23 protein-coding genes, 5 tRNA genes and 3 other annotated features are annotated in these 23,658 nt (G+C 33.1%); of the genes, 3 read left to right on the top strand and 25 right to left on the bottom strand.

Annotated features, from left to right (window positions below):
• Nucleotides 1–77 precede the first annotated feature (77 nt).
• From pheT to hslO, 18 genes are all read right to left on the bottom strand, one after another.
• On the bottom strand, nt 78–2,438 hold the full coding sequence (gene pheT, locus A3M9_RS0101535; protein WP_027307646.1) for a phenylalanine--tRNA ligase subunit beta: 2,361 nt from the start codon (nt 2,436–2,438) through the stop codon (nt 78–80).
• An 11-nt stretch (nt 2,439–2,449) separates the two neighbouring features.
• Nucleotides 2,450–3,469 carry a phenylalanine--tRNA ligase subunit alpha gene (gene pheS, locus A3M9_RS0101540; RefSeq protein ID WP_027307647.1) on the bottom strand — a complete coding sequence of 340 codons (1,020 nt, stop codon included), beginning with the start codon at nt 3,467–3,469 and terminating at the stop codon, nt 2,450–2,452.
• 50 nt (nt 3,470–3,519) lie between these two features.
• Nucleotides 3,520–3,734, bottom strand: a binding site (T-box leader).
• Between the two features lie 48 nt (nt 3,735–3,782).
• Nucleotides 3,783–4,544, bottom strand: coding sequence for an RNA methyltransferase (locus tag A3M9_RS0101545; protein WP_035165643.1), 762 nt, complete (start codon nt 4,542–4,544; stop codon nt 3,783–3,785).
• Nucleotides 4,545–4,549: 5 nt separating this feature from the next.
• A complete protein-coding gene (locus A3M9_RS0101550; RefSeq protein WP_027307649.1) occupies nt 4,550–5,209 on the bottom strand; it encodes a TrkA family potassium uptake protein in 660 nt (219 codons plus the stop codon).
• A 17-nt stretch (nt 5,210–5,226) separates the two neighbouring features.
• Nucleotides 5,227–6,588: a TrkH family potassium uptake protein gene (locus A3M9_RS0101555; protein ID WP_027307650.1), complete on the bottom strand. Its 1,362-nt coding sequence runs from the start codon at nt 6,586–6,588 to the stop codon at nt 5,227–5,229.
• A 107-nt stretch (nt 6,589–6,695) separates the two neighbouring features.
• Nucleotides 6,696–7,055, bottom strand: a complete 360-nt coding sequence (gene rplT, locus A3M9_RS0101560) for a 50S ribosomal protein L20 (RefSeq protein ID WP_027307651.1) — start codon at nt 7,053–7,055, stop codon at nt 6,696–6,698.
• A 21-nt stretch (nt 7,056–7,076) separates the two neighbouring features.
• Nucleotides 7,077–7,274, bottom strand: a complete 198-nt coding sequence (rpmI, locus tag A3M9_RS0101565) for a 50S ribosomal protein L35 (RefSeq protein ID WP_027307652.1) — start codon at nt 7,272–7,274, stop codon at nt 7,077–7,079.
• A 23-nt stretch (nt 7,275–7,297) separates the two neighbouring features.
• A complete protein-coding gene (gene infC / locus A3M9_RS0101570) occupies nt 7,298–7,819 on the bottom strand; it encodes a translation initiation factor IF-3 (protein WP_027307653.1) in 522 nt (173 codons plus the stop codon).
• 10 nt (nt 7,820–7,829) lie between these two features.
• Nucleotides 7,830–7,945, bottom strand: a sequence feature (ribosomal protein L20 leader region).
• A gap of 41 nt (nt 7,946–7,986) precedes the next feature.
• Nucleotides 7,987–9,900 carry a threonine--tRNA ligase gene (gene thrS, locus A3M9_RS0101575; protein ID WP_027307654.1) on the bottom strand — a complete coding sequence of 638 codons (1,914 nt, stop codon included), beginning with the start codon at nt 9,898–9,900 and terminating at the stop codon, nt 7,987–7,989.
• A 50-nt stretch (nt 9,901–9,950) separates the two neighbouring features.
• Nucleotides 9,951–10,161 (bottom strand) — a binding site (T-box leader).
• A gap of 34 nt (nt 10,162–10,195) precedes the next feature.
• Entirely contained in the window at nt 10,196–11,104 is a 909-nt protein-coding gene (gene ytxC, locus A3M9_RS0101580) for a putative sporulation protein YtxC (protein WP_051350545.1), read from the bottom strand.
• Nucleotides 11,105–11,169: 65 nt separating this feature from the next.
• Nucleotides 11,170–11,934, bottom strand: a complete 765-nt coding sequence (locus tag A3M9_RS0101585; protein WP_035165644.1) for a DUF6873 family GME fold protein — start codon at nt 11,932–11,934, stop codon at nt 11,170–11,172.
• Nucleotides 11,935–12,011: 77 nt separating this feature from the next.
• Nucleotides 12,012–12,086: transfer RNA gene (locus A3M9_RS0101590), tRNA-Cys, on the bottom strand.
• Between the two features lie 11 nt (nt 12,087–12,097).
• Nucleotides 12,098–12,173: transfer RNA gene (locus A3M9_RS0101595), tRNA-Gly, on the bottom strand.
• Nucleotides 12,174–12,182: 9 nt separating this feature from the next.
• A tRNA-Phe gene (locus A3M9_RS0101600) sits at nt 12,183–12,258 on the bottom strand.
• A gap of 3 nt (nt 12,259–12,261) precedes the next feature.
• Nucleotides 12,262–12,338: transfer RNA gene (locus A3M9_RS0101605), tRNA-Asp, on the bottom strand.
• A 4-nt stretch (nt 12,339–12,342) separates the two neighbouring features.
• Nucleotides 12,343–12,418: transfer RNA gene (locus tag A3M9_RS0101610), tRNA-Val, on the bottom strand.
• Between the two features lie 66 nt (nt 12,419–12,484).
• Nucleotides 12,485–13,192 carry a diguanylate cyclase gene (locus tag A3M9_RS0101615; RefSeq protein WP_051350546.1) on the bottom strand — a complete coding sequence of 236 codons (708 nt, stop codon included), beginning with the start codon at nt 13,190–13,192 and terminating at the stop codon, nt 12,485–12,487.
• A 154-nt stretch (nt 13,193–13,346) separates the two neighbouring features.
• Complete coding sequence (gene hslO, locus A3M9_RS0101620) at nt 13,347–14,225, bottom strand: Hsp33 family molecular chaperone HslO (protein ID WP_027307658.1); 879 nt, start codon at nt 14,223–14,225, stop codon at nt 13,347–13,349.
• A 163-nt stretch (nt 14,226–14,388) separates the two neighbouring features.
• On the opposite strand from hslO, the gene A3M9_RS14555 reads away from it, so the two are divergent.
• Nucleotides 14,389–14,535, top strand: a complete 147-nt coding sequence (locus A3M9_RS14555) for a hypothetical protein (RefSeq protein WP_156897854.1) — start codon at nt 14,389–14,391, stop codon at nt 14,533–14,535.
• A 6-nt stretch (nt 14,536–14,541) separates the two neighbouring features.
• On the opposite strand, the gene A3M9_RS0101630 is transcribed toward A3M9_RS14555, so the two are convergent.
• On the bottom strand, nt 14,542–15,279 hold the full coding sequence (locus tag A3M9_RS0101630) for a class I SAM-dependent methyltransferase (protein ID WP_027307659.1): 738 nt from the start codon (nt 15,277–15,279) through the stop codon (nt 14,542–14,544).
• A gap of 85 nt (nt 15,280–15,364) precedes the next feature.
• Between A3M9_RS0101630 and manA the strand changes: the two genes are divergently transcribed.
• Entirely contained in the window at nt 15,365–16,324 is a 960-nt protein-coding gene (gene manA / locus A3M9_RS0101635) for a mannose-6-phosphate isomerase, class I (RefSeq protein ID WP_027307660.1), read from the top strand.
• A 16-nt stretch (nt 16,325–16,340) separates the two neighbouring features.
• On the opposite strand, the gene A3M9_RS0101640 is transcribed toward manA, so the two are convergent.
• Genes A3M9_RS0101640 through A3M9_RS0101665 form a run of 6 tightly spaced genes read right to left on the bottom strand, consistent with a single transcriptional unit; the run spans nt 16,341 to nt 22,242 of the window.
• Entirely contained in the window at nt 16,341–16,571 is a 231-nt protein-coding gene (locus A3M9_RS0101640) for a small, acid-soluble spore protein, alpha/beta type (protein ID WP_027307661.1), read from the bottom strand.
• Between the two features lie 45 nt (nt 16,572–16,616).
• Nucleotides 16,617–17,582, bottom strand: coding sequence for an ABC transporter ATP-binding protein (locus tag A3M9_RS0101645; protein WP_027307662.1), 966 nt, complete (start codon nt 17,580–17,582; stop codon nt 16,617–16,619).
• 1 nt (nt 17,583) lies between these two features.
• Nucleotides 17,584–18,558: an ABC transporter ATP-binding protein gene (locus A3M9_RS0101650; protein ID WP_027307663.1), complete on the bottom strand. Its 975-nt coding sequence runs from the start codon at nt 18,556–18,558 to the stop codon at nt 17,584–17,586.
• 11 nt (nt 18,559–18,569) lie between these two features.
• On the bottom strand, nt 18,570–19,514 hold the full coding sequence (opp4C, locus tag A3M9_RS0101655; protein WP_027307664.1) for an oligopeptide ABC transporter permease: 945 nt from the start codon (nt 19,512–19,514) through the stop codon (nt 18,570–18,572).
• Between the two features lie 12 nt (nt 19,515–19,526).
• A complete protein-coding gene (locus A3M9_RS0101660; RefSeq protein ID WP_027307665.1) occupies nt 19,527–20,489 on the bottom strand; it encodes an ABC transporter permease in 963 nt (320 codons plus the stop codon).
• Between the two features lie 43 nt (nt 20,490–20,532).
• Nucleotides 20,533–22,242 carry a peptide-binding protein gene (locus A3M9_RS0101665; RefSeq protein WP_027307666.1) on the bottom strand — a complete coding sequence of 570 codons (1,710 nt, stop codon included), beginning with the start codon at nt 22,240–22,242 and terminating at the stop codon, nt 20,533–20,535.
• Between the two features lie 411 nt (nt 22,243–22,653).
• Here A3M9_RS0101665 and A3M9_RS0101670 point away from each other — a divergent pair, with 411 nt between their 5' ends.
• Complete coding sequence (locus tag A3M9_RS0101670; RefSeq protein ID WP_027307667.1) at nt 22,654–23,637, top strand: aspartate-semialdehyde dehydrogenase; 984 nt, start codon at nt 22,654–22,656, stop codon at nt 23,635–23,637.
• Nucleotides 23,638–23,658 lie beyond the last annotated feature (21 nt).

The following is a 23,658-nucleotide window of genomic DNA, read 5'->3' on the forward strand; positions in this document are numbered from 1 at the left end:
CTTATATTTTACATTAATTTATTTTACATTACTATACCTTTTTTTGTTTTCTATAAAAAAAACTTAGATAGGATATCCTATCTAAGTTTTGCCTCAAGCCTTTCCTCAAGTTCCTTTACAATTGCATTGTGAACTTTGTTTATTTCCTCATCTGTCAAAGTTCTGTCCTCAGCTCTATAGATAATTGAGTAAGCAACACTCTTGAATCCTTCTGGTATTTGTTTACCCTTATATACATCGAAAAGCTTTATTTCTTCAATAATTCCCTTGCCCTGCTTTAACATTATATCTTCAATCTTCTTAACTTCAACCTCATCCTTAACTAAAAGAGCTATATCCCTTAAAACAGCTGGGTACTTCGGTAGTGGCTTATATTTCTTTTCCATCTTTGCTGCTTCAAACAATGTTGCTAAATCAATTTCTGCAATATATACTCTTGTTTCTAAATCGTAGTTTTCTAAAACATCTGGATGAACTTCCCCTAAAACACCAGCATATCTTTTTCTAACTAAAAGCTTTGCACATCTTCCTGGATGGAATATGCTATTTTCAGTTTCCCTCTCAAATTCTGCCTTATCTACTGATAAAACATTAATTAGGTTTTCCACAATTCCTTTTAGATTAAAGAAATCTACATCTCCTGCAATTGCTACACAAAGCTTATATCTTTCATCAGGTAATTCCTTACCAACATTTAAATAAACTTTACCTATATCAAATAATCCAATTTCCTTATTATCCCTCAAAATATTTCTTTGCATAACCTCAAGCATTGATGGAATTAAAGTTGTTCTCATAACGCTAAAGTCTTCACCTAAAGGATTGGATATAGTTACTACATTTCTAAGCTCACTATCATAAGATAAGTTAATCTTATCGAATACCTTTGGACTAAAGAAGGAGTATGTTAAAGTCTCATATAACCCTGATGAAACCATAGTTCTTTTTACAGCTTCAATTAGTTTTTGTTCCTTTGTCATTTCAGCCTCTACAGCCTCACCTACAATCTTTTGTGTAGGTATTACATCATAACCGTAAAGTCTTGCTATTTCTTCTGCAACATCCTCTTTTATCTTAACATCCTGTCTAAAGGTTGGAACCTTTATTATAAGCTCATCCTTTACTTCAACCTCCATATCAAGACGTTGTAGCATAGTAACCATATCTTGAACTACTATATCTGTTCCTAAGAAATCATTTACCCATTTTGGGCTAACCTTGACATAGTGAGGCTCTAATTTTTGTTCATAGCAGTCGATAACCCCACCTACAACTTCTCCAACCTTCAATGTTTCAAATAAATGACAGGCCCTCTTTAGTGCAGTTTCAACAAGATTTGGATCTAAATCCTTCTCAAATCTTGATGATGCCTCTGTTCTAAGCCCCAATCTCTTTGATGTTAGTCTTGTTGTTACTCCATCAAAGCTTGCACACTCAAGTATTATTGTGTTTGTCTCCTCTGTAACCTCAGAGTTTTGTCCTCCCATCACACCAGCAATTGCAATCGTCTTTTGTGCATCATTTATTGTTATCATTGAACTATCAAGTTGTCTTTCGACTCCGTCTAACGTAGTGAACCTTTCATCCTCTGCCATCTTAACGACTATTTTTTTGCCCTCTATATTTTCATAATCAAAGGCGTGCATTGGCTGTCCAAGTTCTAACATTACATAGTTTGTAATATCAACTACATTATTTATTGGTCTAACCCCTGCTTCTTGTAGTTTTGCCTGCATCCATTCAGGTGAAGGCCCAACCTTTATGTTCTTTATCATCTTTGCCATATATCTTCTACATAGAGGAGTTTTAACTTCAACCTTTAAAAAATCCTCTATATTTTCACTATTTTCATTAAAAGTTAAATCCAACTTCTTAAGTTCACATCCAAAGGAGGCTGCTGTCTCCCTTGCTATTCCATATACTGAAAAACAGTCTGCCCTATTTGATGTTATTTCAAAATCAATTACTCCACCATTTAGTCCAAGTATCTCCTTAATATCTACACCAATTGGTGTGTTTTCATCTAATATCATAATACCGTGAACTGAATCCTCATCTGCAAGTCCAAGTTCTGCCTCTGAACATAACATTCCATTAGATTCAACACCTCTAAGTTTTCCCTTTTTAATCTTTACACCACCTGGAAGTGTTGAACCGTGAAGTGCAACAGGAATTATATCTCCCTCTTTAATATTATCAGCACCTGTTACTATTTGTATAACTTCATCCTTTACGTCTACTTGACATACTGTTAATTTATCTGCGTTTGGATGTTTTTTTGTCTTTATTATTTTTCCTGTTACTACTTTATCTATTTCCTTACCCTTTTCTATAACTTCCTCTACCTTTGAACCCGTTAAAGTTAGCTTTTCTGCAACTTCATTTATATCTTTATCTAAATCTACATATTCAAGTAGCCAATTAAATGGAACCTTCATACTATCCCTCCTTAGAACTGCTTTAGAAATCTTACATCGTTTTCATAGAATAGCCTAATATCATCTATTCCATATTTAATCATTACAATTCTCTCAAGTCCAAGTCCAAAGGCAAAACCACTATAAACCTCTGGGTCTATTCCGCCTGCTCTTAATACATCTGGATGAACCATTCCACATCCTAATATTTCAATCCAACCTGAACCTTTACATACTCTACATCCTATCCCGCCACAAACAAAGCAGGATACATCAACCTCAGCAGAAGGCTCTGTAAATGGGAAATGGTGAGGTCTAAATTTAGTTCTTGTCTTTTCTCCAAACATTCTCTTAGCAAAGGCATCTAATGTTCCCTTTAAACTTGCCATAGTAATTCCCTTATCAACAACAAGTCCCTCTACTTGATGGAAAATTGGTGAATGTGTTGCATCTGCAGTATCTGACCTATAAACTCTACCTGGTGCAATAATTCTTATTGGAGGCTTTTTATTTTCCATTACTCTAATTTGAACAGGTGATGTTTGTGTTCTTAAAACTACATTTTGGTTTATGTAGAAGGTATCCTGTTCATCCCTTGCTGGATGGTTCTTTGGTATGTTTAGTGCCTCAAAGTTATAATAGTCAAGTTCAACCTCAGGACCTTCTGCAATTGAAAATCCCATCCCAATGAATATTTCCTTTATCTCATCTAATGCCTTAGTAAGTGGGTGTAGTCCACCTATTCTATTTGCCCTACCAGGCATAGTTACGTCAATAGTTTCCATTGAAAGTCTTAAATTCTTTTCCCTTTGTTTTATTTCCTTTAATGTCTCCTCAATTGCTGCCTCAATCTCTTCTCTTACTTCATTTGCTATTTTTCCTACTATTGGTCTCTCCTCTGGTGATAGCTGCCCCATTCCTCTTAAAATAGTTGTAAGCTCTCCCTTTTTTCCAAGATATTTAACTCTTAATTCGTCTAACATTTGACTATTTTGGCATTCTTTTAGCTTCAAAAGTGCTTCTTCCTTTATTTGTTGTAGCTTTTCCCTCATTTTACTACTCCTTTCTATTTAAATTTCCAAACAAAAAACCCTCCATCCCAAAAAGGGACGAAGGGAAATCTTCGCGGTACCACCCTAATTGGCCAAAATGGCCCACTCATTAAAATAACGGTTACACCGTTCTGCCCTACTATTATTTCAAGCAGAAAGCTCCAGAGGGAAACTTCAACTAATCCTTCTGCAGATAAGCTCTCAATCTATGGCTTATCCTCCCTGTGCAGGGTATTAGCCTACTTGCCTCCTTCACAGCCTTTACTTTTTTTGCTTATTATAACACAACATCTATTTAAGTGTAAATATGTATTTATAATCTTTGTCTTACAACTTCATATATAATTATAGCTGCTGCAATGGAAGCATTTAAGGATTCTGCCCTACCAAGCATAGGTATCTTTATTTTTTTATTACAGAGCATTATATCCTCTTTAGACATACCATTTGCTTCATTACCTATAACTATTGCTGTTTTTCCCTTGAAATCAGTTTTATAAACATTTTCTCCATCTAAAGTTGAGGCATATATATTAAATCCTCTAATATATAAATCCTCTGCCGCCTCCTTAAAGGAATCAAAATAAACTATAGGTAGATGAAAAATAGAACCCATTGTTGACCTTAAGGTTTTATCATTATAAACATCTACCGTTCCCTTAACTATATAGACTGCATCAACATTTGCAGCATCGCAGGTTCTAATTATTGTTCCCAAGTTTCCAGGGTCCTGCACCCTGTCAACTAATACAACAAAATTCAAATCGTTTTTTAATTTTACATTAGGTTTATTAACTACAGCAACTACACTTTGAGGTGTTGTTGTATTTGTTAATTCCTTTATAGTTTTTTCATCTACTTCATACTTTGGTATATTATTATCAAGAACTCTCTCATTACCTTTTAATTCATATATTTGACTACTATAAAAAATATGGTCAACTAAACCTTCCAAAATAGCCTCCTCAACAAACCTAATACCCTCGGCTAAAAACTTGTTTTCCAACTCTCTATACTTTTTCTGCTTTAGCTTAAGTGCATTTTTTACAAGACTGCTATCCCTTTTCAAAATCATACAAATTACATCCTTTGCATCTCTATATTTTTTATATCATCAGTTCCACCAATTACAACCAGAATATCTCCCTTTTTTATTGTATCTTCTGCAGCTGGAGATATGTTAATATCATTTCCTCTCTTTATAGCCATTATATTTATTCCGTATCTTGTTCTTAAATTTAGTTCCTTTAAAGTCTTATCTTCCCATTCCTCAAGTGCTGTAACTTCCATAATGCTATAATCAGGTGATAATTCTATATAGTCTAATATGTTAGACGAACATAAATTATGTGCTACTCTAATTCCCATATCTCTTTCTGGGAATACAACCCTATCTGCACCTATTTTATATAAAACCTTTGCGTGAAGTTCATTTTGTGCCTTTGCTATTACATATTTTACACCAAGTTCCTTTACAAGAAGCGTCACAAGTACGCTTGATTGTACATCAGAACCTATTGTTATAACTGCAATATCAAAATTTCTTATTCCAAGTGACTTTAAAGTTGCTTCATCTGTAGCATCTGCCTGAACTGCATGTGTTACGTGATCTGAAATATCCTGTACAACCTCTTCATCAATATCTATTGCCAATACCTCGTGACCTAATGAATAAAGCGTCTTTGCTATACTTGAGCCAAACCTTCCAAGTCCTATAACTACAAACTGTTTTGATTTCATTTTTATAAACCTCCCAATTAGCCAATTAATATCTTGTCCTCAGGGTATCTAATTAAGCTTGTTGTTGTTTGCTGTTTATGAGCAATTGCCATTGTAATTGTAAGCGGTCCTACTCTTCCTATGTACATTGTTATTATAATTATAATCTTTCCAATTAAGGTTAGCCTTGTAGTAAGCCCTAAAGTTAATCCTACAGTTGCAAAGGCCGATGTTGCCTCATATAAATATTCAATAAAATCTCCGTGCTGTACTATTGATAATACCATTGTAACAAATGTTACTATTGTAAAGCTTATTAATGCTATTGCAAGTGCCCTATAGACATAACTTTTATTTATTCTCTTTTGATAAATTTCCGTATCCTCTTTACCCTGTACAACTGCAACAACAGTCATAAAAAGTAAAAATGCTGTAGATGTTTTTATACCTCCACCTGTTGAACCAGGAGATGCACCTATAAACATTAATACTATTGTTAAAAACTTACCTGCTGTAGTCATATCCGATGTTGATATTGTATTAAAACCTGCTGTTCTTGGAGTAACAGAAGCAAATAAACTTGCTAATATTTTGCCTTTTATATTTAAACTTCCTAAGGTTTTAGGATTCGCATATTCCAATAAGAAGAACCCAATAGCTCCACTTATTATTAAAAAAGCTGTTGCAGACAGAACAACTTTAGCGTGTAAAGATAACCTTCTTGTTTTTCTATAGTTTATAACCTCTGTTAAAACCGCAAAACCTATTCCACCTATTATAATTAAGCTCATTATTGTTAAGTTTATAACTGTATTATCAACATATGGAGTTAAACTTTGAAAATTACCTATAAGGTCAAACCCTGCATTACAAAATGATGAAACTGAATGAAATAGTCCAAAGTATAATCCCTTTAAAAGTCCATATTGAGGTATAAACTGGGTTGATAAAATTAATGCTCCTATAAGCTCTATTGAAAATGTTATTCCCATAACATAAAGTGCAAGCTTAACTACTCCCTGTATATTAAAGGTATTATATGCCTCCTGCATTATAAGCCTTTCACGAAGAGATATCTTCTTACCTAAAATTAAAGCGATTAATGTCGCAAAGGTCATAAATCCCAATCCACCTGTCTGGATCAATAGCATAATAACTATTTGTCCAAATAGGCTATAATGTGTACCAGTATCTACTGTAACTAATCCTGTAACGCAAACTGCTGAAGTTGATGTAAATAGAGCATCTATAAAATTAGTAGGGTTACCGTCTCTTGATGATATAGGTAGAGAAAGCAATATAGCTCCTAATAAAATTACAGCAGCAAAACCCAATGCTAATACCTGAACAGGTTGAAATCTATAAAACTTTATTCCGTCTATCTTCTCTTTTATAAACATTTTAAATTAACCTCCAATATTATACTACTTAAGTATAATACCAAAAAAATTATATTTTATACAAAAGCTAAAAGACCTGAAAATCAGGCCTTTTAGATTGTTTTATATTATGCATTTACCTTTTCTTTAGCTATATTTACTAATTCTGCAAAAGCTGCTTCATCATTAACAGCTATTTCAGCAAGCATCTTTCTGTTGATGTTAATTCCAGCAAGCTTTAGTCCATTTATGAACTTTGAGTATGAAAGTCCATTTGCTCTTGCAGCTGCATTTATTCTTGCTATCCAAAGCTTTCTGAAGTCTCTCTTCTTTAACTTTCTTCCTACATATGCTGTGCTTAGTGCTCTCATTACAGCTTGCTTAGCAATTCTGTAATTCTTGCTCTTTGCACCATAGTATCCCTTTGCAAGTTTTAATATTTTTCTACGTCTTTTATGTGAATGAACTGCTCTCTTAACTCTTGCCATTTTTTAAACCTCCTTTGCCTCTTATACGTATGGTAGTAACTTTCTTACAATCTTGAATTCAGTCTTAGCAACGTAAGTTCCTTTTCTTAGTTGTCTCTTTCTCTTAGATGACTTCTTAGTTAGGATATGTCTCTTGAAAGCGTGTGCTCTCTTGAACTTTCCATTTCCAGTTTTTCTATATCTTTTTGCTGCACCCTTATGAGTTTTCATTTTAGGCATAGTTGTTTCCTCCTCTCTTATTTTCAACCTTTCTTTGGTGCTATAACCATTGTCATATTTTTACCTTCTAATTTAGCTGGCTTTTCTATTTGTCCAACTTCTCTAATCTTTTCATAAAATCTATTTAAAATTTCTTCACCAAAGTGAGCATAGTCAGCTTCTCTTCCTCTAAACTTTACAGTAACCTTTACCTTATCTCCATCCTTTAAGAACTTTTCAGCATTTTTAGCCTTTACATTCAAATCGTGTTCTTCTATGTTTGGAGTTATTCTTACTTCCTTTACTGTAATTTGTTTTTGTTTCTTTTTAGCTTCCTTTTCCTTCTTTTGTTGCTCATATACGAACTTTCCATAGTCCATTATCTTAGCAACTGGTGGTTCTGCCTTTGGAGCTATTAATACTAAATCAAGCTGTCTTGCTTCAGCTATCTCAAGTGCCTGCTTAGTTGGCATTATTCCAAGCTGCTCTCCATCTGCAGTAACAACTCTAAGCTCCTTAGCTCTAATTTCTTCATTGATTAAATGTTCTTTATTAATAACATTCACCTCCTAATTTATTACAAAACAAAAGCGGATGGACATACTCCATCCGCAGACATTCAACTTACCACTAAATCCTAACCTTACTACCCTTGGCGTAAGGTGAGAAGCGGATGGCTTCTACTTAACACTTAATTAATATAACATACTATTTATTATATGTCAATAGATTTTTATAATGTACTTATTTTTTTATCTATTTCTTCTCTTATCTTTGAAATAAATTCTTCAACCGCCATAGCACCCATATCTCCATCTTTTCTTGAACGTACTGAAACATTTGCTGCCTCTACTTCCTTATCACCAAGTATTATCATATATGGTACCTTTTGAAGCTGTGCCTCTCTAATCTTATATCCTATCTTTTCATTTCTTAAATCTGTTTCAACTCTTATACCATTATCCTTTAGCTTTTCCTCAAGTTCTTTTGCATATTCATTTGCTCTATCTGTTACAGGAAGTATCTTAACTTGAACTGGTGCAAGCCAAGTTGGGAAGGCACCTGCATAGTGTTCAATTAATATTCCTATAAATCTCTCAATACTTCCAAATATAACTCTGTGTATCATTACAGGTCTATGCTTTTCTCCATCTTCTCCTATGTAGTGTAAATCAAATCTTTCTGGCATTTGGAAATCAAGTTGTATAGTTCCGCATTGCCATGTTCTTCCCAAGCAATCCTTAAGATGGAAGTCAATCTTTGGTCCATAGAAGGCTCCATCACCTTCATTTATCTTATACTCAAGTCCTGCTGCATTTAATGCATCAATTAGTGCATTTGTTGCATTTTCCCAATCCTCATCGCTTCCCATTGAATCCTCTGGTCTTGTTGATAATTCAACGTGATATTCAAATCCAAATAGCTTGTAAATATGGTCAATCAAGTTGATTACACCTAAAACTTCATCCCTTATTTGTGATGGAAGCATAAATATATGAGCATCATCTTGAGTAAAGCATCTTACTCTCATAAGTCCATGTAGTGCACCTGATATTTCGTGTCTGTGTACAAGTCCAAGCTCTCCGAGTCTAAGTGGTAATTCTCTATAGCTATGCATTTGACTCTTATATACTAAGATACCACCTGGGCAGTTCATTGGTTTTACTGCATAATCCTGTTCATCTATCTTTGTAAAATACATATTTTCTTTGTAGTGATCCCAGTGTCCTGAACGATGCCATAGTGCTTCATTTAATATTATAGGAGTCTTTATTTCTTTATATCCATTCTTTTGATGTACTTGTCTCCAGAAGTTTTCAAGTTCATTTCTAACCACCATACCCTTTGGCAAGAAGAATGGGAATCCTGGGCCTTCCTCCATTATTGCAAATAGTTCTAATTCTTTACCTAACTTTCTATGGTCTCTCTTTTTAGCCTCTTCAAGCATATTTAAGTATGCATCAAGCTCACTTTTTTTAGTAAAGGCTGTACCATAAACTCTTTGAAGCATCTTATTCTTTTCATCGCCTCTCCAATATGCTCCTGCTACTGAAAGAAGCTTTATAGCCTTAACTCTTCCTGTTGATGGCACGTGTGGACCTGCACATAGGTCAACAAATTCTCCCTGCTTGTAGAAGGATATCTCCTCTCCTTCTGGAAGCTCTTCGATTAATTCTACTTTATAATCTTCATTCTTTTCCTTCATTAACTTTATTGCCTCTTCCCTTGAAAGCACAAATCTTTCAAGTTCATAATCCTCTTTTATAATTTTTTCCATTTCCTTTTCAATTTCAGCAAGCATATCTGGTGTAATAGCAAAATCTGCATCAAAATCATAGTAGAATCCATTATCTATTGCTGGACCTATTGCTAATTTAACATTTGGATAAAGTCTTTTAACTGCCTGTGCAAGTATGTGGGAAGCTGTATGTCTTAGTGCCCATCTTCCATCTGCATCATCAAAGGTAAGTATTTCTACCACAGTATCCTTATCAATTGTCTTCATCAAATCAAAAACTTCTCCATCAACCTTTGCAGCAAGTGCTGCCTTATAAAGTCCCATACCTATTTTTTTTGCAACTTCTTCTACCTTTACTGGCTGTTCAAACTCTAAAACTTTGCCATCCTTTAAAGTAACTTTAATCATACTATCCCTCCTTAAGCTTTTTTATGCAAATAAAAAAACCCTCATCCAAAAAATGGGACGAGAGTTCTCGCGGTTCCACCCAAATTGACCTTATATGGTCCACTCATTAGCATTAACGCAGCATCACGCCTATCCCTACTATTTTTCAGGTAGGAGCTTTGGGGTGGTTTTCAATCATCCATATTAAGGAAATCTTTCAGCCTACGGATTTCCCTCTCTGGTAACTGGGTTTGATTTACTCTTCCCCTTCATCGCCTTTTTATATTTTAATTAATATTATATTAATTACATTAAGCTATGTCAATATAATATTGTTAATTGACTTACAAATTTCACAACCACTACAAATTTTTAACCTATCAGAAAATATATTTTTTATTGTTTCAATTGTCTCCTGACTTTTTGAATTCTCAACTCCGTGAATCACTATATTTTGTGGTGCAAAGGTAATAAGTGCACTAATTAACATATCGTGAATAGTTGCATCTATTTTAATGTCAGAAGAAAAATCCTCAAAAAACTCTGATGTTATATTTTTATATTGTTTATCGTAGATTAAATAATTACCATCCTTCTGTATTATAACATTAACAACCTCATACTTACTCTCCTGTATATCTACAAAATATTTTAAAAGCTTTATAAACTCACTGTATTCCTTTTCAATGATATATTCCTCTGTAATCTTTTCTACTATATTTTTTAAATCATTAGAAAAGTTTCTTAATCTAAAGGTAATAAAACCATCTATAATAAGCTCTTTGTTTTCATCTAAATATTCTTCTATTAATTTTAAAATTGTATTTTTTCTATTTATAATGAGCTGTATTCCATCCTGTGTAAATATACCTGTTCCGTTTAATGCCATTATACACTTTTCTTTTATTATTTCTGCATCCTCATTGGATAAGAAATCATAATTGTTTTTTATAATCTTTTCTATGGAAACAGAATCATAATAATTCACTATATATTCATAGATAAGGTTCGAAACATATATATAAAACATTTCGCTAAAACTATCAAAGACCTTTATATCCCTTTCTGTCTCCTTTAAAACACACTTTATATAATTCATATTAGATACTTTATTTTCACATAGAGCAATATTTACGCCTTTTTCTTTAAAATACTGACAGAGCTCGTTTAATCTATCATAAAATTCTTTATTATCCTTACTAAATCCAATTGATAGGAGAATCATATTATCACTCCCTTCAAGTTTAGTATATGTTCGTAGAAAAAACATATACTAATAAACTTAAAAAGTTATATTATACAATATTCCTTAAGAGGTATTAATGTACCATAATCTATTAATTTACCTTTTGATAGATTTTGATGTTTTTTTTCAAATTTATTCAAAAAATTTTTTATTTCAGTACCTTCAGGATGTGATTCAACTTCACCGTAAAAAGCTATGGTGTCATTTGAAATAAATCCTGTGCATCCTCCAATAAAACCGTAGTTTAGTTCAAAAAGATCAATATATCCTGGTTTAATTAGAAGGGAGTTTATTGAATTTTGCAAAGCCTTTTTATAGATTCCTCTATCAGACGTAATTATTGCATCCTCTGATACAATACATACAGAACATTTAGCATAGCCCTGCTTTACATCAATAAGTTTAATGTTTCTTTTTATTAATTCATCCAGTAAAACTTCATCAGTATATCTTATGTTTAAAATGGCAACATCCTTTAGTCTTGCAACATTGTATAAAACATCCTTTGGATATATACCTTCAATCTTATCTTTGCCTAATATCAAATTAAAACCCTCATCTTCTAAGGCATAATAAAATTTGTCATCAACATTGGGTGCAATAACTATTTTATCCCCCCCAAGATGGTGAAATAATATGTCAGGATGATAGGATACAGCTTCATACAATAATTTTTGTTTATTTGTTTTGATAATTTTAATTCCCATCTCTCTTAAATTATATTCAACATCTGAGTTTATTCTTCCATCACACACAACCAAAGAGACTTCCCCCTTTGGGAGATTTGGTATTTCTATAAATTTTTCCATTGACAAACTCGCTCCTTCATTAAAACTATGCGTACTAGCAAAATAGGGATAGAAGTTTTACTTCTATCCCTATTCTTTGGAGGCGGCACCCAGATTCGAACTGGGGAATAAAGGTTTTGCAGACCTCTGCCTTACCACTTGGCTATGCCGCCATATTAATTTCTGGAGCGGGAAACGGGACTCGAACCCGCGGCATTCACCTTGGCAAGGTGACGCTCTACCAACTGAGCTATTCCCGCATATAAAATTGGTGGCCAGAGCCGGAATCGAACCAGCGACACGGGGATTTTCAGTCCCCTGCTCTACCTACTGAGCTATCTGGCCAGTTGGCGACCCAGAAGGGGCTCGAACCCTCGACCTCCGGCGTGACAGGCCGGCACTCTAACCAACTGAGCTACTGGGCCATTATGGTGGGCACGACAGGGCTCGAACCTGTGACCCTCTGCTTGTAAGGCAGATGCTCTCCCAGCTGAGCTACGCGCCCAATTCATTTGACATAAATTATAATACAATGAATTTATATTTTTGTCAATACGTTTTTAAAATTATTTTATGCAAATTTTAACTGTGAGTGAAAAAGCTTCTTATTTTCATACATCCTTCTATCTGCTTCGTTTATAAAGTCTTCTATATTTATATATTCTTGTGTATAAGTTGCAACTCCACAGCTTATACTTAGTTCTACTCTACTTGATAGATTTAATACATTTATCTTCTCATTTATAACTTCAATAATTTTTTCTGCATTCTTCTCATCAGAATTCAAAAGAACAATCAAAAACTCATCTCCACCTAATCTAACAACAAAATCATCCTTTTTAACAGATTGTTTGAATATTTTACTGATTCTAATAATAGCCTTATCTCCTTCACTATGGCCATAATTATCATTAATCATTTTTAAATTATTTAAATCAACATAAATAATTGATATGGGTGAACGCAATGAATAGTTTTTTAGCAGTGTATTTAATTTTTCTAAACCTGCTTTTCTATTTAGACACTTTGTCATAGCATCGTGTGTTGCATAATATTCCCAAATCTTTATTCTTTTATTTATTTCCCTTTTTACTAAAACAAAAATAAATACAGATGAAAATACAATAAAGACAATCCCCTTAATAATCGAATAATTCAAATAACCTTCACTGAATTTCAATGATTTAAATAATATTTTATCAGAAAAAAACACCCAAATAGTACCAAGTAAGAAATAACTCATTGATATTTTTAAAACCCCCAAATCTTCCTTTTTCATACCACACACCCTTTACAGTATTATCATTAATATTTATCGTGTAAAAAAAACTAAAGTTTATAGGATTATTAATTTTTTATCGTAAATTTTAAAGCCCCACTTATAGTTTAATGCAACATAACCATAATGAGGCTTTATATTATATTTTATATCTTTATTTAATTGAATTTATTAAATTTTGTATATCATCCTTTGTAAATTGGTATCTTCTTTCACAAAAATGGCACTCTACCTGCATAATCTCTTCCTCTTCCTTTAATCTCTCAAGTTCTTCTTTTCCTAATGCAATAAGTGCCTTTTCAACTCTTTCCCTTGAACAATCGCACTCGTAAGCTATATCTATCTCTTCGTGTATTTTTAAATCCATATCGTCAAACAGTAAGTTTAATATATCTTCGCAAGTTTTTCCCTCTGCTATTAATGTAGAAAGAGGTGGTATTTCTTGCAGTCTAAATGTAATAATATCTGCAAGTAGCTCGTTTGCACCCGGCATCATTTGTATAACTAATCCCCCTGCTGATTTTATAGAAATATCTGTATCAACAAGCACACCTAACGCTACTGCAGATGGAACCTGTTCTGAAACTGTAAAATAGTATGCAATATCATCTCCAACTTCTCCAGTATATATAGGAACACTTCCAATATATGGGTCTTTGAGTCCCATATCCTTTACTACGTTTAAAAATCCATCCTTACCTATTGCACCACCAACATCAAGTTTTCCCTTATCATTTAATGGCAACTCTACGTGTGGATTTGATATATAACCCTTTACATTACCCTTTGAATTTGCAACAACTACTAAATTACCTGCTGGCCCTCTACCATTCATAGACAATGTCAGCGTATCCTTTTCACCCTTTAGCATTGCTCCCATTATACTGCCTGCTGTTAATAATCTACCGAGGGCTGCTGATGCAGTCGGGCTTAAATCGTGTATTTGTCTTGCTTTTTCTACTATATCTGTTGTAATTGCTGCAAATAGTCTTATATCTCCATTTGAGGCTGTTGCTCTAACTAATTTACCCATATTATTTCCTCCTAAGTATAAAATATTTTAGGGATAAAATTTAGGTTAATTATACAAATCTGTACAATACAAGTCAATATTTAAAGTATAAAGTATTATTGTTGTAACACTTGAAAAATTAAAGAATATTATAATTATATAATGATTTATTGGAGTGTTTTTTGTGGATACCCAAAAAGATAAACTTAAAGTAAAGGTACGTCAATCTAAAGATGGTAAAAAGAAAAAAATAAAAATCGAAAATGACTTTTTAAAAATTAGCATCAGAATTAAAGATAAAGATGTTGAACTTTGTGATGAAGATGAGTAATTATTATCATTTCTTTATAACAAATACAGCTCTAATACTATCTTGACTATAATCTTTAAATTTATAGTCATCAAAAACTTCAACTTCTTTAAAACCTATTTTGTTTAGAACTTCTATAATCTCTTCAACCCTATAAATTTTTTGTATATGCCTTTCATCAAACCTTCTATAATATTTTCCTTCCTTTACAAAGAAGGTAATATACATCTCCAATATATCTTCATTTATATAATTATCCCATATATAGCATATATCCTCTCTATTTAATGTAAATGTCTTTTCTCCTATTAGATTTCTTAATTTATATTCTGTGCTAATATCAAATAAAAAATAACCATCATCTTCTAAATGATTATAAACATTTTTAAATGAACTTTCTAAATCCTTATAGTTTGTTATGTAATTAAAACAGTCACAAAAACTAAATATAAAGGGAAATTTTTTATTTAAATTATAACTTCTTATATCCTGTTTCAATAGTGTAGCTCTTAATCTTTCTCTTCTTAATTTCTCCTCTGCCTTTGTAAGCATATCCTCTGAACTATCCAATGCCACTAAATCCAATCCAAGTTTTTTTAAATAAATAGTCATATTTCCTGTACCACAGCCAAGTTCGAGACCTTTTTTGTATTTTAATTCAATATTTTTATTTTTAAAATATGTGCTAACAAAATCTGCCCATTTCTTATAATCTACATCCATAAGCTCATCATATACTAAAGATAAATTTGAGTATTGTTCCATTTATTTCAACTCCTATATTTATTTTCTTTTATTGTTTTGTTAAAATAAAGTAAGAATAAATAAAATAGTTTACAGGAGGTATTTTATGCTATATCCATTATTTTTTCAACCCGTTTATAAAGAAATTATATGGGGAGGACAGAATTTAAATAAAATATTTGGCCGTAGTTTACCCTATGAAAAAACTGCAGAGAGCTGGGAAGTGTGTTGTCATAAAAATGGGATGAGTATAATCGAAAATGGAATATATAAAGAAAAAACTCTACAAGAAATAATAGATATATATAAAGAAGAATTACTTGGAACTAAAGCTCTAAAATATGATAGATTTCCTCTTCTAATTAAATACATAGATGCAAATGATAAACTTTCTGTTCAAGTTCATCCTAACGACGAATATGCACTTAAATTTGAAGGAGATTTTGGTAAAACTGAAATGTGGTATGTGGTTGATGCAAAAGATGATGCTAAGCTTATATATGGTGTAAAGGAAGGAACAACAAAGGAAGAATTTAAAGAAGCCCTCTTTAACAAACAATTGGAGGATTGCTTAAATTATGTCTCTGTAAAAAAAGGTGATGTAATTTTTATTCCTTCTGGCACCGTTCACGCTATACTTGATGGAATCGTAATTGCAGAAATACAACAAAATAGCGATACTACATACAGAGTATATGACTGGAATAGAGTTGATAAAAACGGTAAACCAAGAGAACTTCATATTGAAAAGGCTCTTGATGTAATTGATTTTAATATAAGTGGTAAAGTAGTATCTCCAGTATCCCAAAAATTTAATGGATATAGTTTATCGAATATTGCAAAGTGCAACTATTTTTCTGTTGATGAAATCAATGTTGAAAATAAATATTTTGATAAAACAAATGGAGAATCCTTCCATATTTATATGTGTATCGAAGGTAATGGAAGACTCAATTATAATGGAGAAATATATGACATATCTGCAGGCAAAACTTTTATGATTCCAGCAAAGAAAGAAGAATTTACAATAGAAGGGCAATTAAAACTACTAAAGGCATATCTATAGGGGGCATAATTGCCCCCTATTTGTTCCATCTTCTGCCTGCATCCTTATTTCTCTTGGTCATTATTCCACCTATTTTGCCAGTCTCTTCTGCCGTTAAACCACTCCAACCGTATTTTTTAACTTTATCTATAAGCCCTAATTCCTCTGCTATTTCATACTTAATTTTTTCCCTTTCAAGTTCTTCATCACTTAAAGGCTTTTTAGCTTTAATCTTTGCCTTTACCTTCTTTTTAAATGGTGTTGTCATATAAAACACCCCCTCAGGATTATTTTGTCCTTGAGGGGGTATATTTTATACTAAATGGCACGCAACAAAGTGTCCTCCGCCCACATCTCTAAATTTAGGTATTTCCTGTGAACAAATATCCTTTTTGTATGGGCATCTTGTATGGAATTTACATCCACTTGGCGGATTTGCTGGGCTTGGAATATCTCCCTGTAATATTATCCTTTCCCTTTTTAGCGTTGGGTCTGGTATTGGAACTGCAGAAAGCAATGCCTTTGTATAAGGATGTAGTGGATTTTTATAAAGTTCGTGCTTATCTGCAAGTTCCACAAGTGAACCTAAATACATAACACCTACCCTATGGCTTATGTGCTTTACAACACTTAAATCGTGGGATATAAACATATATGAAAAACCAAACTTTTGTTGTAGATCACATAAAAGGTTTACAATTTGTGATTGAATTGAAACGTCAAGAGCAGATACTGGTTCATCACAAACTATAAATTTAGGATTTAATACAAGTGCTCTTGCAATACCAATTCTCTGTCTTTGTCCACCTGAAAATTCGTGTGGGTATCTTCTTATGTGGTAAGGTGCAAGTCCGCACATTTCTATTGCCTCAAGTACTCTATCCTTAACTTCACCCTTAGATACTATACCGTGATCTACAAGTGCCTCACCTATAATTTCACCTACAGTCATTCTTGGATTTAATGAACTATATGGATCTTGGAATATAATCTGCATCTTAGGTCTTATGCTTCTTAACTCTTTTCTACTTAACTTAAATATATCCTTTCCCTCAAAATACACACTACCATCTGTTTTATCTAAAAGTCTCAATATTGTTCTTCCTGTTGTTGATTTTCCACACCCTGATTCTCCAACAAATCCTAATGTTTCACCTTCCTTTAGCTCGAATGAAACATCATCAACCGCCTTTACATATCCAACTGTTCTTTGGAATACTCCTGCCTTTATTGGAAAGTACTTTTTCAGATTTTCTACTTTTAATAAAGTCTCAGCCATTTTACTTCACCTCCCTGTTGAGGTGGCAAGCCACCCTATGACCATCTTTTACACTACAAAGTTCTGGCTGTTCCCTTCTACATATGTCCATAGCCTTTGAACATCTTGGGTGGAAATAGCAGCCCTCTGGCATATTAAGTGGATTTGGTACTTGTCCGGGTATAGAATTTAATCTATCCTTATCTTGATTTAATATTGGCTTTGATTCAAGCAATCCTAATGTATATGGATGCATTGGATTTTTAAATATTTCATATACATTAGCCTCTTCAACGACCTTTCCAGCATACATAACAACAACGTGGTCTGCCATTTCTGCAACAACACCAAGGTCGTGAGTTATAAGCATAATAGATGTATTTGTTTTATTCTTAAGATCTCTCATCAGATCAAGTATTTGTGCTTGAATTGTAACATCAAGTGCAGTAGTTGGCTCATCTGCTATTAAAAGCTTTGGATTACAAGCCATTGCCATTGCAATCATTGCCCTTTGTCTCATTCCACCTGAAAGTTCGTGTGGATAGGCATCTACAACCTCATCTGCTCTTGGAATGCCAACCAACTTTAACATATCTATAGCCTTTTCACGTGCCTTTTCTTTATTCATATTTTGGTGTAGAACTATGGCTTCTATTATTTGATCACCTATTGTAAATACAGGGTTTAATGAAGTCATAGGCTCCTGAAATATAACAGATATTTTATTTCCACGTATTTTTCTGATTTCTTCATCGGTTGCCTTTGTTAAATCCTTGCCATCAAATATAATTTCACCATCAACTATTTTACCAGGTGGATTTGGAATAAGCTTAAGTATAGACATAGCAGTTATACTTTTACCGCATCCAGATTCACCAACTACACCTAAGGTTTCTCCCTCTCTTATTGATAAACTAACGTCATCAACAGCCTTTATTACTCCATCTTCTGTATAAAAATAAGTCTTTAAATTCTTTATGCTCAATAATTCTCCCATTCTAATACCCCCTATCTTTTAAGCTTTGGATCAAGTGCATCTCTTAATCCATCTCCGAATAAGTTTATTGCCATAACTGTCAAGAATATACAAACACCAGGAGGTATCCACTTCCAATACTCATATTGCATTACATAATAGTCAGTTGCAACCTGAACCATTTGTCCCCAAGATGGGTATGGTGGAGTTACACCTAAACCAAGGTAGCTTAATGCAGACTCAGAAAGAATTGCACTACCTATACCTAAAGTAGCAGATACTATAATTGAAGCAAAGGTATTTGGAAGAAGATGTCTAAAAATCTTCCTTCTATCTCTAAGACCAAGTGCTTCAGCAGCCTGCATAAATTCCTGCTCTCTTAAGGATAATATTTGTCCTCTTACTATACGTGCAAGGCCTGTCCAGCTCAATATACCTATTATAATCATAACAAAATATATTCTATACTTTGGATCAACCTTATAGTCTGAAAGAACAGCTGCAAGCATAAGTAGTAATGGGAAGAATGGGAAACACATAAATATATCAACAAGTCTCATTATAATCCCATCAACCACTCCGCCGTAGTAACCAGATATTCCACCAATTATACTACCAATTACAACACTTATAGAAACTGCAACAATACCTACTGTAAGAGATATTCTACCGCCATACATAAGTCTTGTTAAAATATCACGTCCAACCTCATCAGTTCCAAGTGGATGCTTTAGGCTTGGTGGTGCTGAAATATTGTATAAATCAATCTTTTCCATTGTTATGCCAAATACATACTTTTGTACTATAGGTCCAAAAATAGCAAGTATAATCATAAATAATAGTGTATATAGACCAACCATTGCAAGTTTGTTTCTTCTTAATCTATGCTTAACAACCTTCCAAGGGCTCATTATATCTTCTTTTTTTGCACCCTTTAATTCAACATTTTTATTCGTATTCTTTTTAAGTTCTGCCATATCTCACACCCCCTACTTTAATCTAATTCTTGGGTCAACTAATGCATAAGTTACATCTGCTATTAGATTTCCAAGGAGGGTTAAAAACGCAAGAAGCATATTTATACCCATTAATAGTGGATAATCTCTATTATTTACAGCCAAAAGCTCAATAGGTCCAATTCCTGGCCAATTAAATATTGCTTCTGTTATCATAGCCCCTGAGAATAAGCCTGGTAGCCACATACCAAATATTGTAACAACAGGAATTAAAGCATTTCTAAGGGCGTGCTTATAAATTACGACCTTTTCTCTTAATCCCTTTGCTCTTGCTGTTCTTACATAATCCTGTCTTATAACTTCAAGCATACTTGAGCGTGTATATCTCATAAGACCCGCAACACTACCTAATGTTAATACTATAAGAGGTAATGTCATATGGTACATTACATCTTTAAATTTGGCAAATCCAACCGCTGTGCTTCCTGCAGTCATCATACCTGAAACTGGGAATAATTTTATATCAACAGCAAACCATTTTATTAAAAGTAATCCAAAGAAGAAGGACGGCATGGATATACCAATCAAGGCAAATACAGTAAAGAAATAATCCATAAAACTATATTGCCTTGTTGCAGAAATTACCCCTATAGGAATTGCAATTAATACACTTAAAATAAAGGATGCAAGTGAAAGATAAAATGAATTCCAGATATATGTATTCATAACCTTTCCAACTGGTTGTTTAAAATAAAAGGATTCTCCAAAATCACCCTTTAAAACATTTTGCACCCAATATTTATATTGAATAATACCTGGTTCATCAAGGTGTAGCTGTTTTCTTAATTTTTGCTTTGTTTCATAGGACATTTTAGGATCCATCATACCAGTTAACGCATCGCCTGGAGCTGCTTGAAATATTAAGAAGATAATAATAGATACCCCTATAAGCACAGGTATCATCTGTAAAAGCCTTCTTGTTATATACTGTCTCATTGTATCCCCCCTAAATTAAGCCCGGCATAAGGCCGGGCATTTATTATTTAACATCTTGAAGTTCAACTTTGTGGATATCATATGTCCAATCTGTAAATGGTGATAGTCTTAATCCCTTAACCTTTGCACTTACAGCATAAGTGTCATTTGCATAGCTTAAGAATAGATATGGTAATTCTTCATTAGCAAGTTTTACCCATTTTTGATAAATTTCCTTTCTCTTTTCCATATTAGTTTCTTTTAGGCCTTCCTTTATAAGTTTTTCTGATTCTTCATTTCTCCAACCTACTGAGTTGAATCCACCAAGCTTATCTTGTTCAATTGAGAATATTCCTGATGGATCTGGGTCAATTGATAGTGACCAAGCCATATTATACATTTCAAATTTTTGTTCATCAAATACCTTTTGTGCAAGTGTGCTGAATTCCATCAATTCAGGAATTACTTCAACACCTATTTGCTTCCAGTTTTCAATTAGAATTGGAGTTAATGCTTCAACATACTTACTTCCTGTATATGTCATCCAGTGAACTGTAAACTTCTTACCATCCTTATATCTGTATCCATCTTCCTTCTTTACCCATCCTGCTTCATCAAGAAGCTTATTTGCCTTTTCTGGGTTATATTCATACTTATTAAGATCTTCTGTATATGCCCAAGATACCTTTGATACAGGTGCATTACATACATCTCCAAGTCCCTTGTAGTATGCTTGAATGAAGCCTGCTCTATTTAATCCATATGCAAGTGCTTGACGAACCTTCTTATCCTTAAACTTTTCATCTCTTAAATTCCATCCTATGTATCCATAGCTATTTGATGGATATCTATAAATATCTAAGAATTCTGCCTTCTTAACAAGGTCAATTTGTTCTGGCTTGCTTGGAACTCTATCGATATCAACACTACCAGTTGTTAATTCTTGGATTACTGTAGTAGCATTTGTTACCTTCATAACTATCTTTGCAATCTTTGGTTCGCCTCTCCAATAATTTGGATTCTTTTCAAATACTATTTCTTGTCCAGCCTTGTATTCTTTAAATAGGTATGGACCAGCACCTACTGGGCTTAGGAACTTGTCCTTAAGTGGCTTTATATTACCCTTTTCAAAATTATATATATGCTTTGGCATAATACCATAACCAAAATCATATATAGCTGGAGCCTTTGGTTCTGTTAATGTAAATGATATTGTATATTTATCAATAACTTTTATACCAGCAACTTCCTTAACCTTTCCTTCTTTATCTTCATTGTATTCCTTATATCCAACTAAGCTTGAAACTGCATCTGTTCTTGGTCCATCATAGCTTGGGTCACATATTGCTGTAAATGTAAATGCTACGTCCTCTGCAGTTACTTCTTGACCATCACTAAACTTAACACCCTTATTTAATGTAAAAGTATAAGTCTTACCATCTTCTGATATCTTCCATTCCTTTGCGATAAGTGGAGTTGGGTTACCCTGTTCATCGTTTGAAATTAATCCATCAAAAACAAGGCTAACTACCCAAGAGTCATAAACTGAATCTGAATAAATTGGATTGAATTTACCTGATGGTGCTGTTGTACCAACAATCAGTGTGTCCTTTCTATTTTTTGATACATCAGGTAGTTTAGCTGGATTTGTAGCCTTTTCTACTGTAGCTACATCCTTTCTTTTTGTTTCTGTTTGTTTACCTGGGCCACAGGATGTTAATAGCATCATAGCTGCCAATAGTCCTGCAGCAAAACTCGCAAGCTTTTTGTTCATTTCTGCTCCCCCTTTAATATAAATTTATATTTATAACCCAGCCGGGTTATATTCCTAATAAAACTGTATGTTTTTTTAAAAATTTTATTCCACAGATTACACCAATATTTTTCTGAATATTAGAGTTGAAAGATTAACTTTTTTCATTTATTAAATAAATTTGCGGCAAATAGAATTAAATTTTGAAGGACAAGAACTAAACTTTTTCTTTTTTCTGTATTTTACCAGTGTTTTTCTGTAATGTCAATATTTTTTGCAATATGAATTTATTACACAAATCGACAATTATTCGTTAATACCTATTGTTGCATAATTATAAATTGCAGTATGTAATTATCTTTAAATATATGTTATAATGTATAAAATAATTTTATAAACTATATTAGATAAAACTAAAAAGGGGGAAATATAATGGGAATTAAATTGGCAGTTGTTGGTGCAACAGGTATGGTAGGTAGGAAATTTCTTGATGTACTTAAGGAAAGAAACTTTCCTATTGAAAATCTTTTTCTTTTCGCGTCTTCAAAATCAGCTGGAAACGTAATCAATTTTAACAATAAAGATTATATTGTTGAGGAACTTAAGGAAGACTCCTTTGATAGAGGTATTGATATCGCCTTGTTTTCTGCTGGTGCATCTACAAGTTTAAAATATGCACCAATTGCAGCAAGTAAAGGCTGTATAGTTGTTGATAATAGTAGTGCTTGGAGAATGAACGATGATGTACCTCTTGTTGTTCCTGAAGTAAATCCAGAGGATATAAAATGGCATAAGGGTATAATTGCAAATCCTAACTGTTCAACTATTCAAGCTGTGGTCGCACTAAAGCCTCTTGATGATAAATACAGAATAAAAAGAATTATCTATTCAACATATCAAGCAGTATCAGGTGCCGGGATGGGTGGATATGAAGATTTAATAAATGGAATAAAGGGAGAAAAACCAAAAAAATTCCCTCACCCAATTGCATATAACATAATACCCCACATAGATGTATTTATGGATAACGGCTATACAAAGGAAGAAATGAAAATGATAAACGAAACAAGAAAAATACTGCATAGACCTGATTTAAAGATTACAGCAACAACTGTTAGAGTTCCTGTATTTTATGGTCATAGCGAATCGATAAATGTGGAGTTTGAAAAGAGCTTTGAAATAGATGAGTTAAAGGAAGTATTAAAGCAAAGCAAAGGTATAGTGCTTATGGATGATGTTAAAAATAATGTTTATCCTATGCCAATATTAGCAGAGGGAAAAAATGAAGTTTTTGTTGGAAGAATAAGACGTGATGAGAGCATTGAAAACGGTATTAATATGTGGGTTGTAGCAGATAACATAAGAAAGGGTGCTGCAACAAATGCTGTACAAATTGCTGAACTTTTAATCAAGTAGTGCTATATAATAATATTAAGG

The organism is Caloramator sp. ALD01 (assembly GCF_000472625.1).
GTDB classification, from domain to species: Bacteria; Bacillota; Clostridia; order Clostridiales; family Caloramatoraceae; genus Thermobrachium; species Thermobrachium proteoclasticum.

Bases quoted from the DNA above. Each gene is read 5' to 3' on its own strand.
- ytxC (WP_051350545.1), bottom strand. From the start codon at position 11,104: ATGATTCTCCTATCAATTGGATTTAGTAAGGATAATAAAGAATTTTAT.
- A3M9_RS0101640 (WP_027307661.1), bottom strand. From the start codon at position 16,571: ATGACAACACCATTTAAAAAGAAGGTAAAGGCAAAGATTAAAGCTAAA.
- A3M9_RS0101585 (WP_035165644.1), bottom strand. From the start codon at position 11,934: ATGGAAAAATTTATAGAAATACCAAATCTCCCAAAGGGGGAAGTCTCT.
- pheS (WP_027307647.1), bottom strand. From the start codon at position 3,469: ATGAGGGAAAAGCTACAACAAATAAAGGAAGAAGCACTTTTGAAGCTA.
- A3M9_RS0101555 (WP_027307650.1), bottom strand. From the start codon at position 6,588: ATGTTTATAAAAGAGAAGATAGACGGAATAAAGTTTTATAGATTTCAA.
- A3M9_RS0101630 (WP_027307659.1), bottom strand. From the start codon at position 15,279: ATGGAACAATACTCAAATTTATCTTTAGTATATGATGAGCTTATGGAT.
- rplT (WP_027307651.1), bottom strand. From the start codon at position 7,055: ATGGCAAGAGTTAAGAGAGCAGTTCATTCACATAAAAGACGTAGAAAA.
- thrS (WP_027307654.1), bottom strand. From the start codon at position 9,900: ATGATTAAAGTTACTTTAAAGGATGGCAAAGTTTTAGAGTTTGAACAG.
- pheT (WP_027307646.1), bottom strand. From the start codon at position 2,438: ATGAAGGTTCCATTTAATTGGCTACTTGAATATGTAGATTTAGATAAA.
- rpmI (WP_027307652.1), bottom strand. From the start codon at position 7,274: ATGCCTAAAATGAAAACTCATAAGGGTGCAGCAAAAAGATATAGAAAA.
- A3M9_RS0101550 (WP_027307649.1), bottom strand. From the start codon at position 5,209: ATGAAATCAAAACAGTTTGTAGTTATAGGACTTGGAAGGTTTGGCTCA.
- A3M9_RS0101615 (WP_051350546.1), bottom strand. From the start codon at position 13,192: ATGAAAAAGGAAGATTTGGGGGTTTTAAAAATATCAATGAGTTATTTC.
- A3M9_RS0101665 (WP_027307666.1), bottom strand. From the start codon at position 22,242: ATGAACAAAAAGCTTGCGAGTTTTGCTGCAGGACTATTGGCAGCTATG.
- opp4C (WP_027307664.1), bottom strand. From the start codon at position 19,514: ATGGCAGAACTTAAAAAGAATACGAATAAAAATGTTGAATTAAAGGGT.
- manA (WP_027307660.1), top strand. From the start codon at position 15,365: ATGCTATATCCATTATTTTTTCAACCCGTTTATAAAGAAATTATATGG.
- A3M9_RS0101670 (WP_027307667.1), top strand. From the start codon at position 22,654: ATGGGAATTAAATTGGCAGTTGTTGGTGCAACAGGTATGGTAGGTAGG.
- A3M9_RS0101645 (WP_027307662.1), bottom strand. From the start codon at position 17,582: ATGGCTGAGACTTTATTAAAAGTAGAAAATCTGAAAAAGTACTTTCCA.
- hslO (WP_027307658.1), bottom strand. From the start codon at position 14,225: ATGGGTAAATTAGTTAGAGCAACAGCCTCAAATGGAGATATAAGACTA.
- A3M9_RS0101545 (WP_035165643.1), bottom strand. From the start codon at position 4,544: ATGATTTTGAAAAGGGATAGCAGTCTTGTAAAAAATGCACTTAAGCTA.
- A3M9_RS0101660 (WP_027307665.1), bottom strand. From the start codon at position 20,489: ATGAGACAGTATATAACAAGAAGGCTTTTACAGATGATACCTGTGCTT.
- A3M9_RS0101650 (WP_027307663.1), bottom strand. From the start codon at position 18,558: ATGGGAGAATTATTGAGCATAAAGAATTTAAAGACTTATTTTTATACA.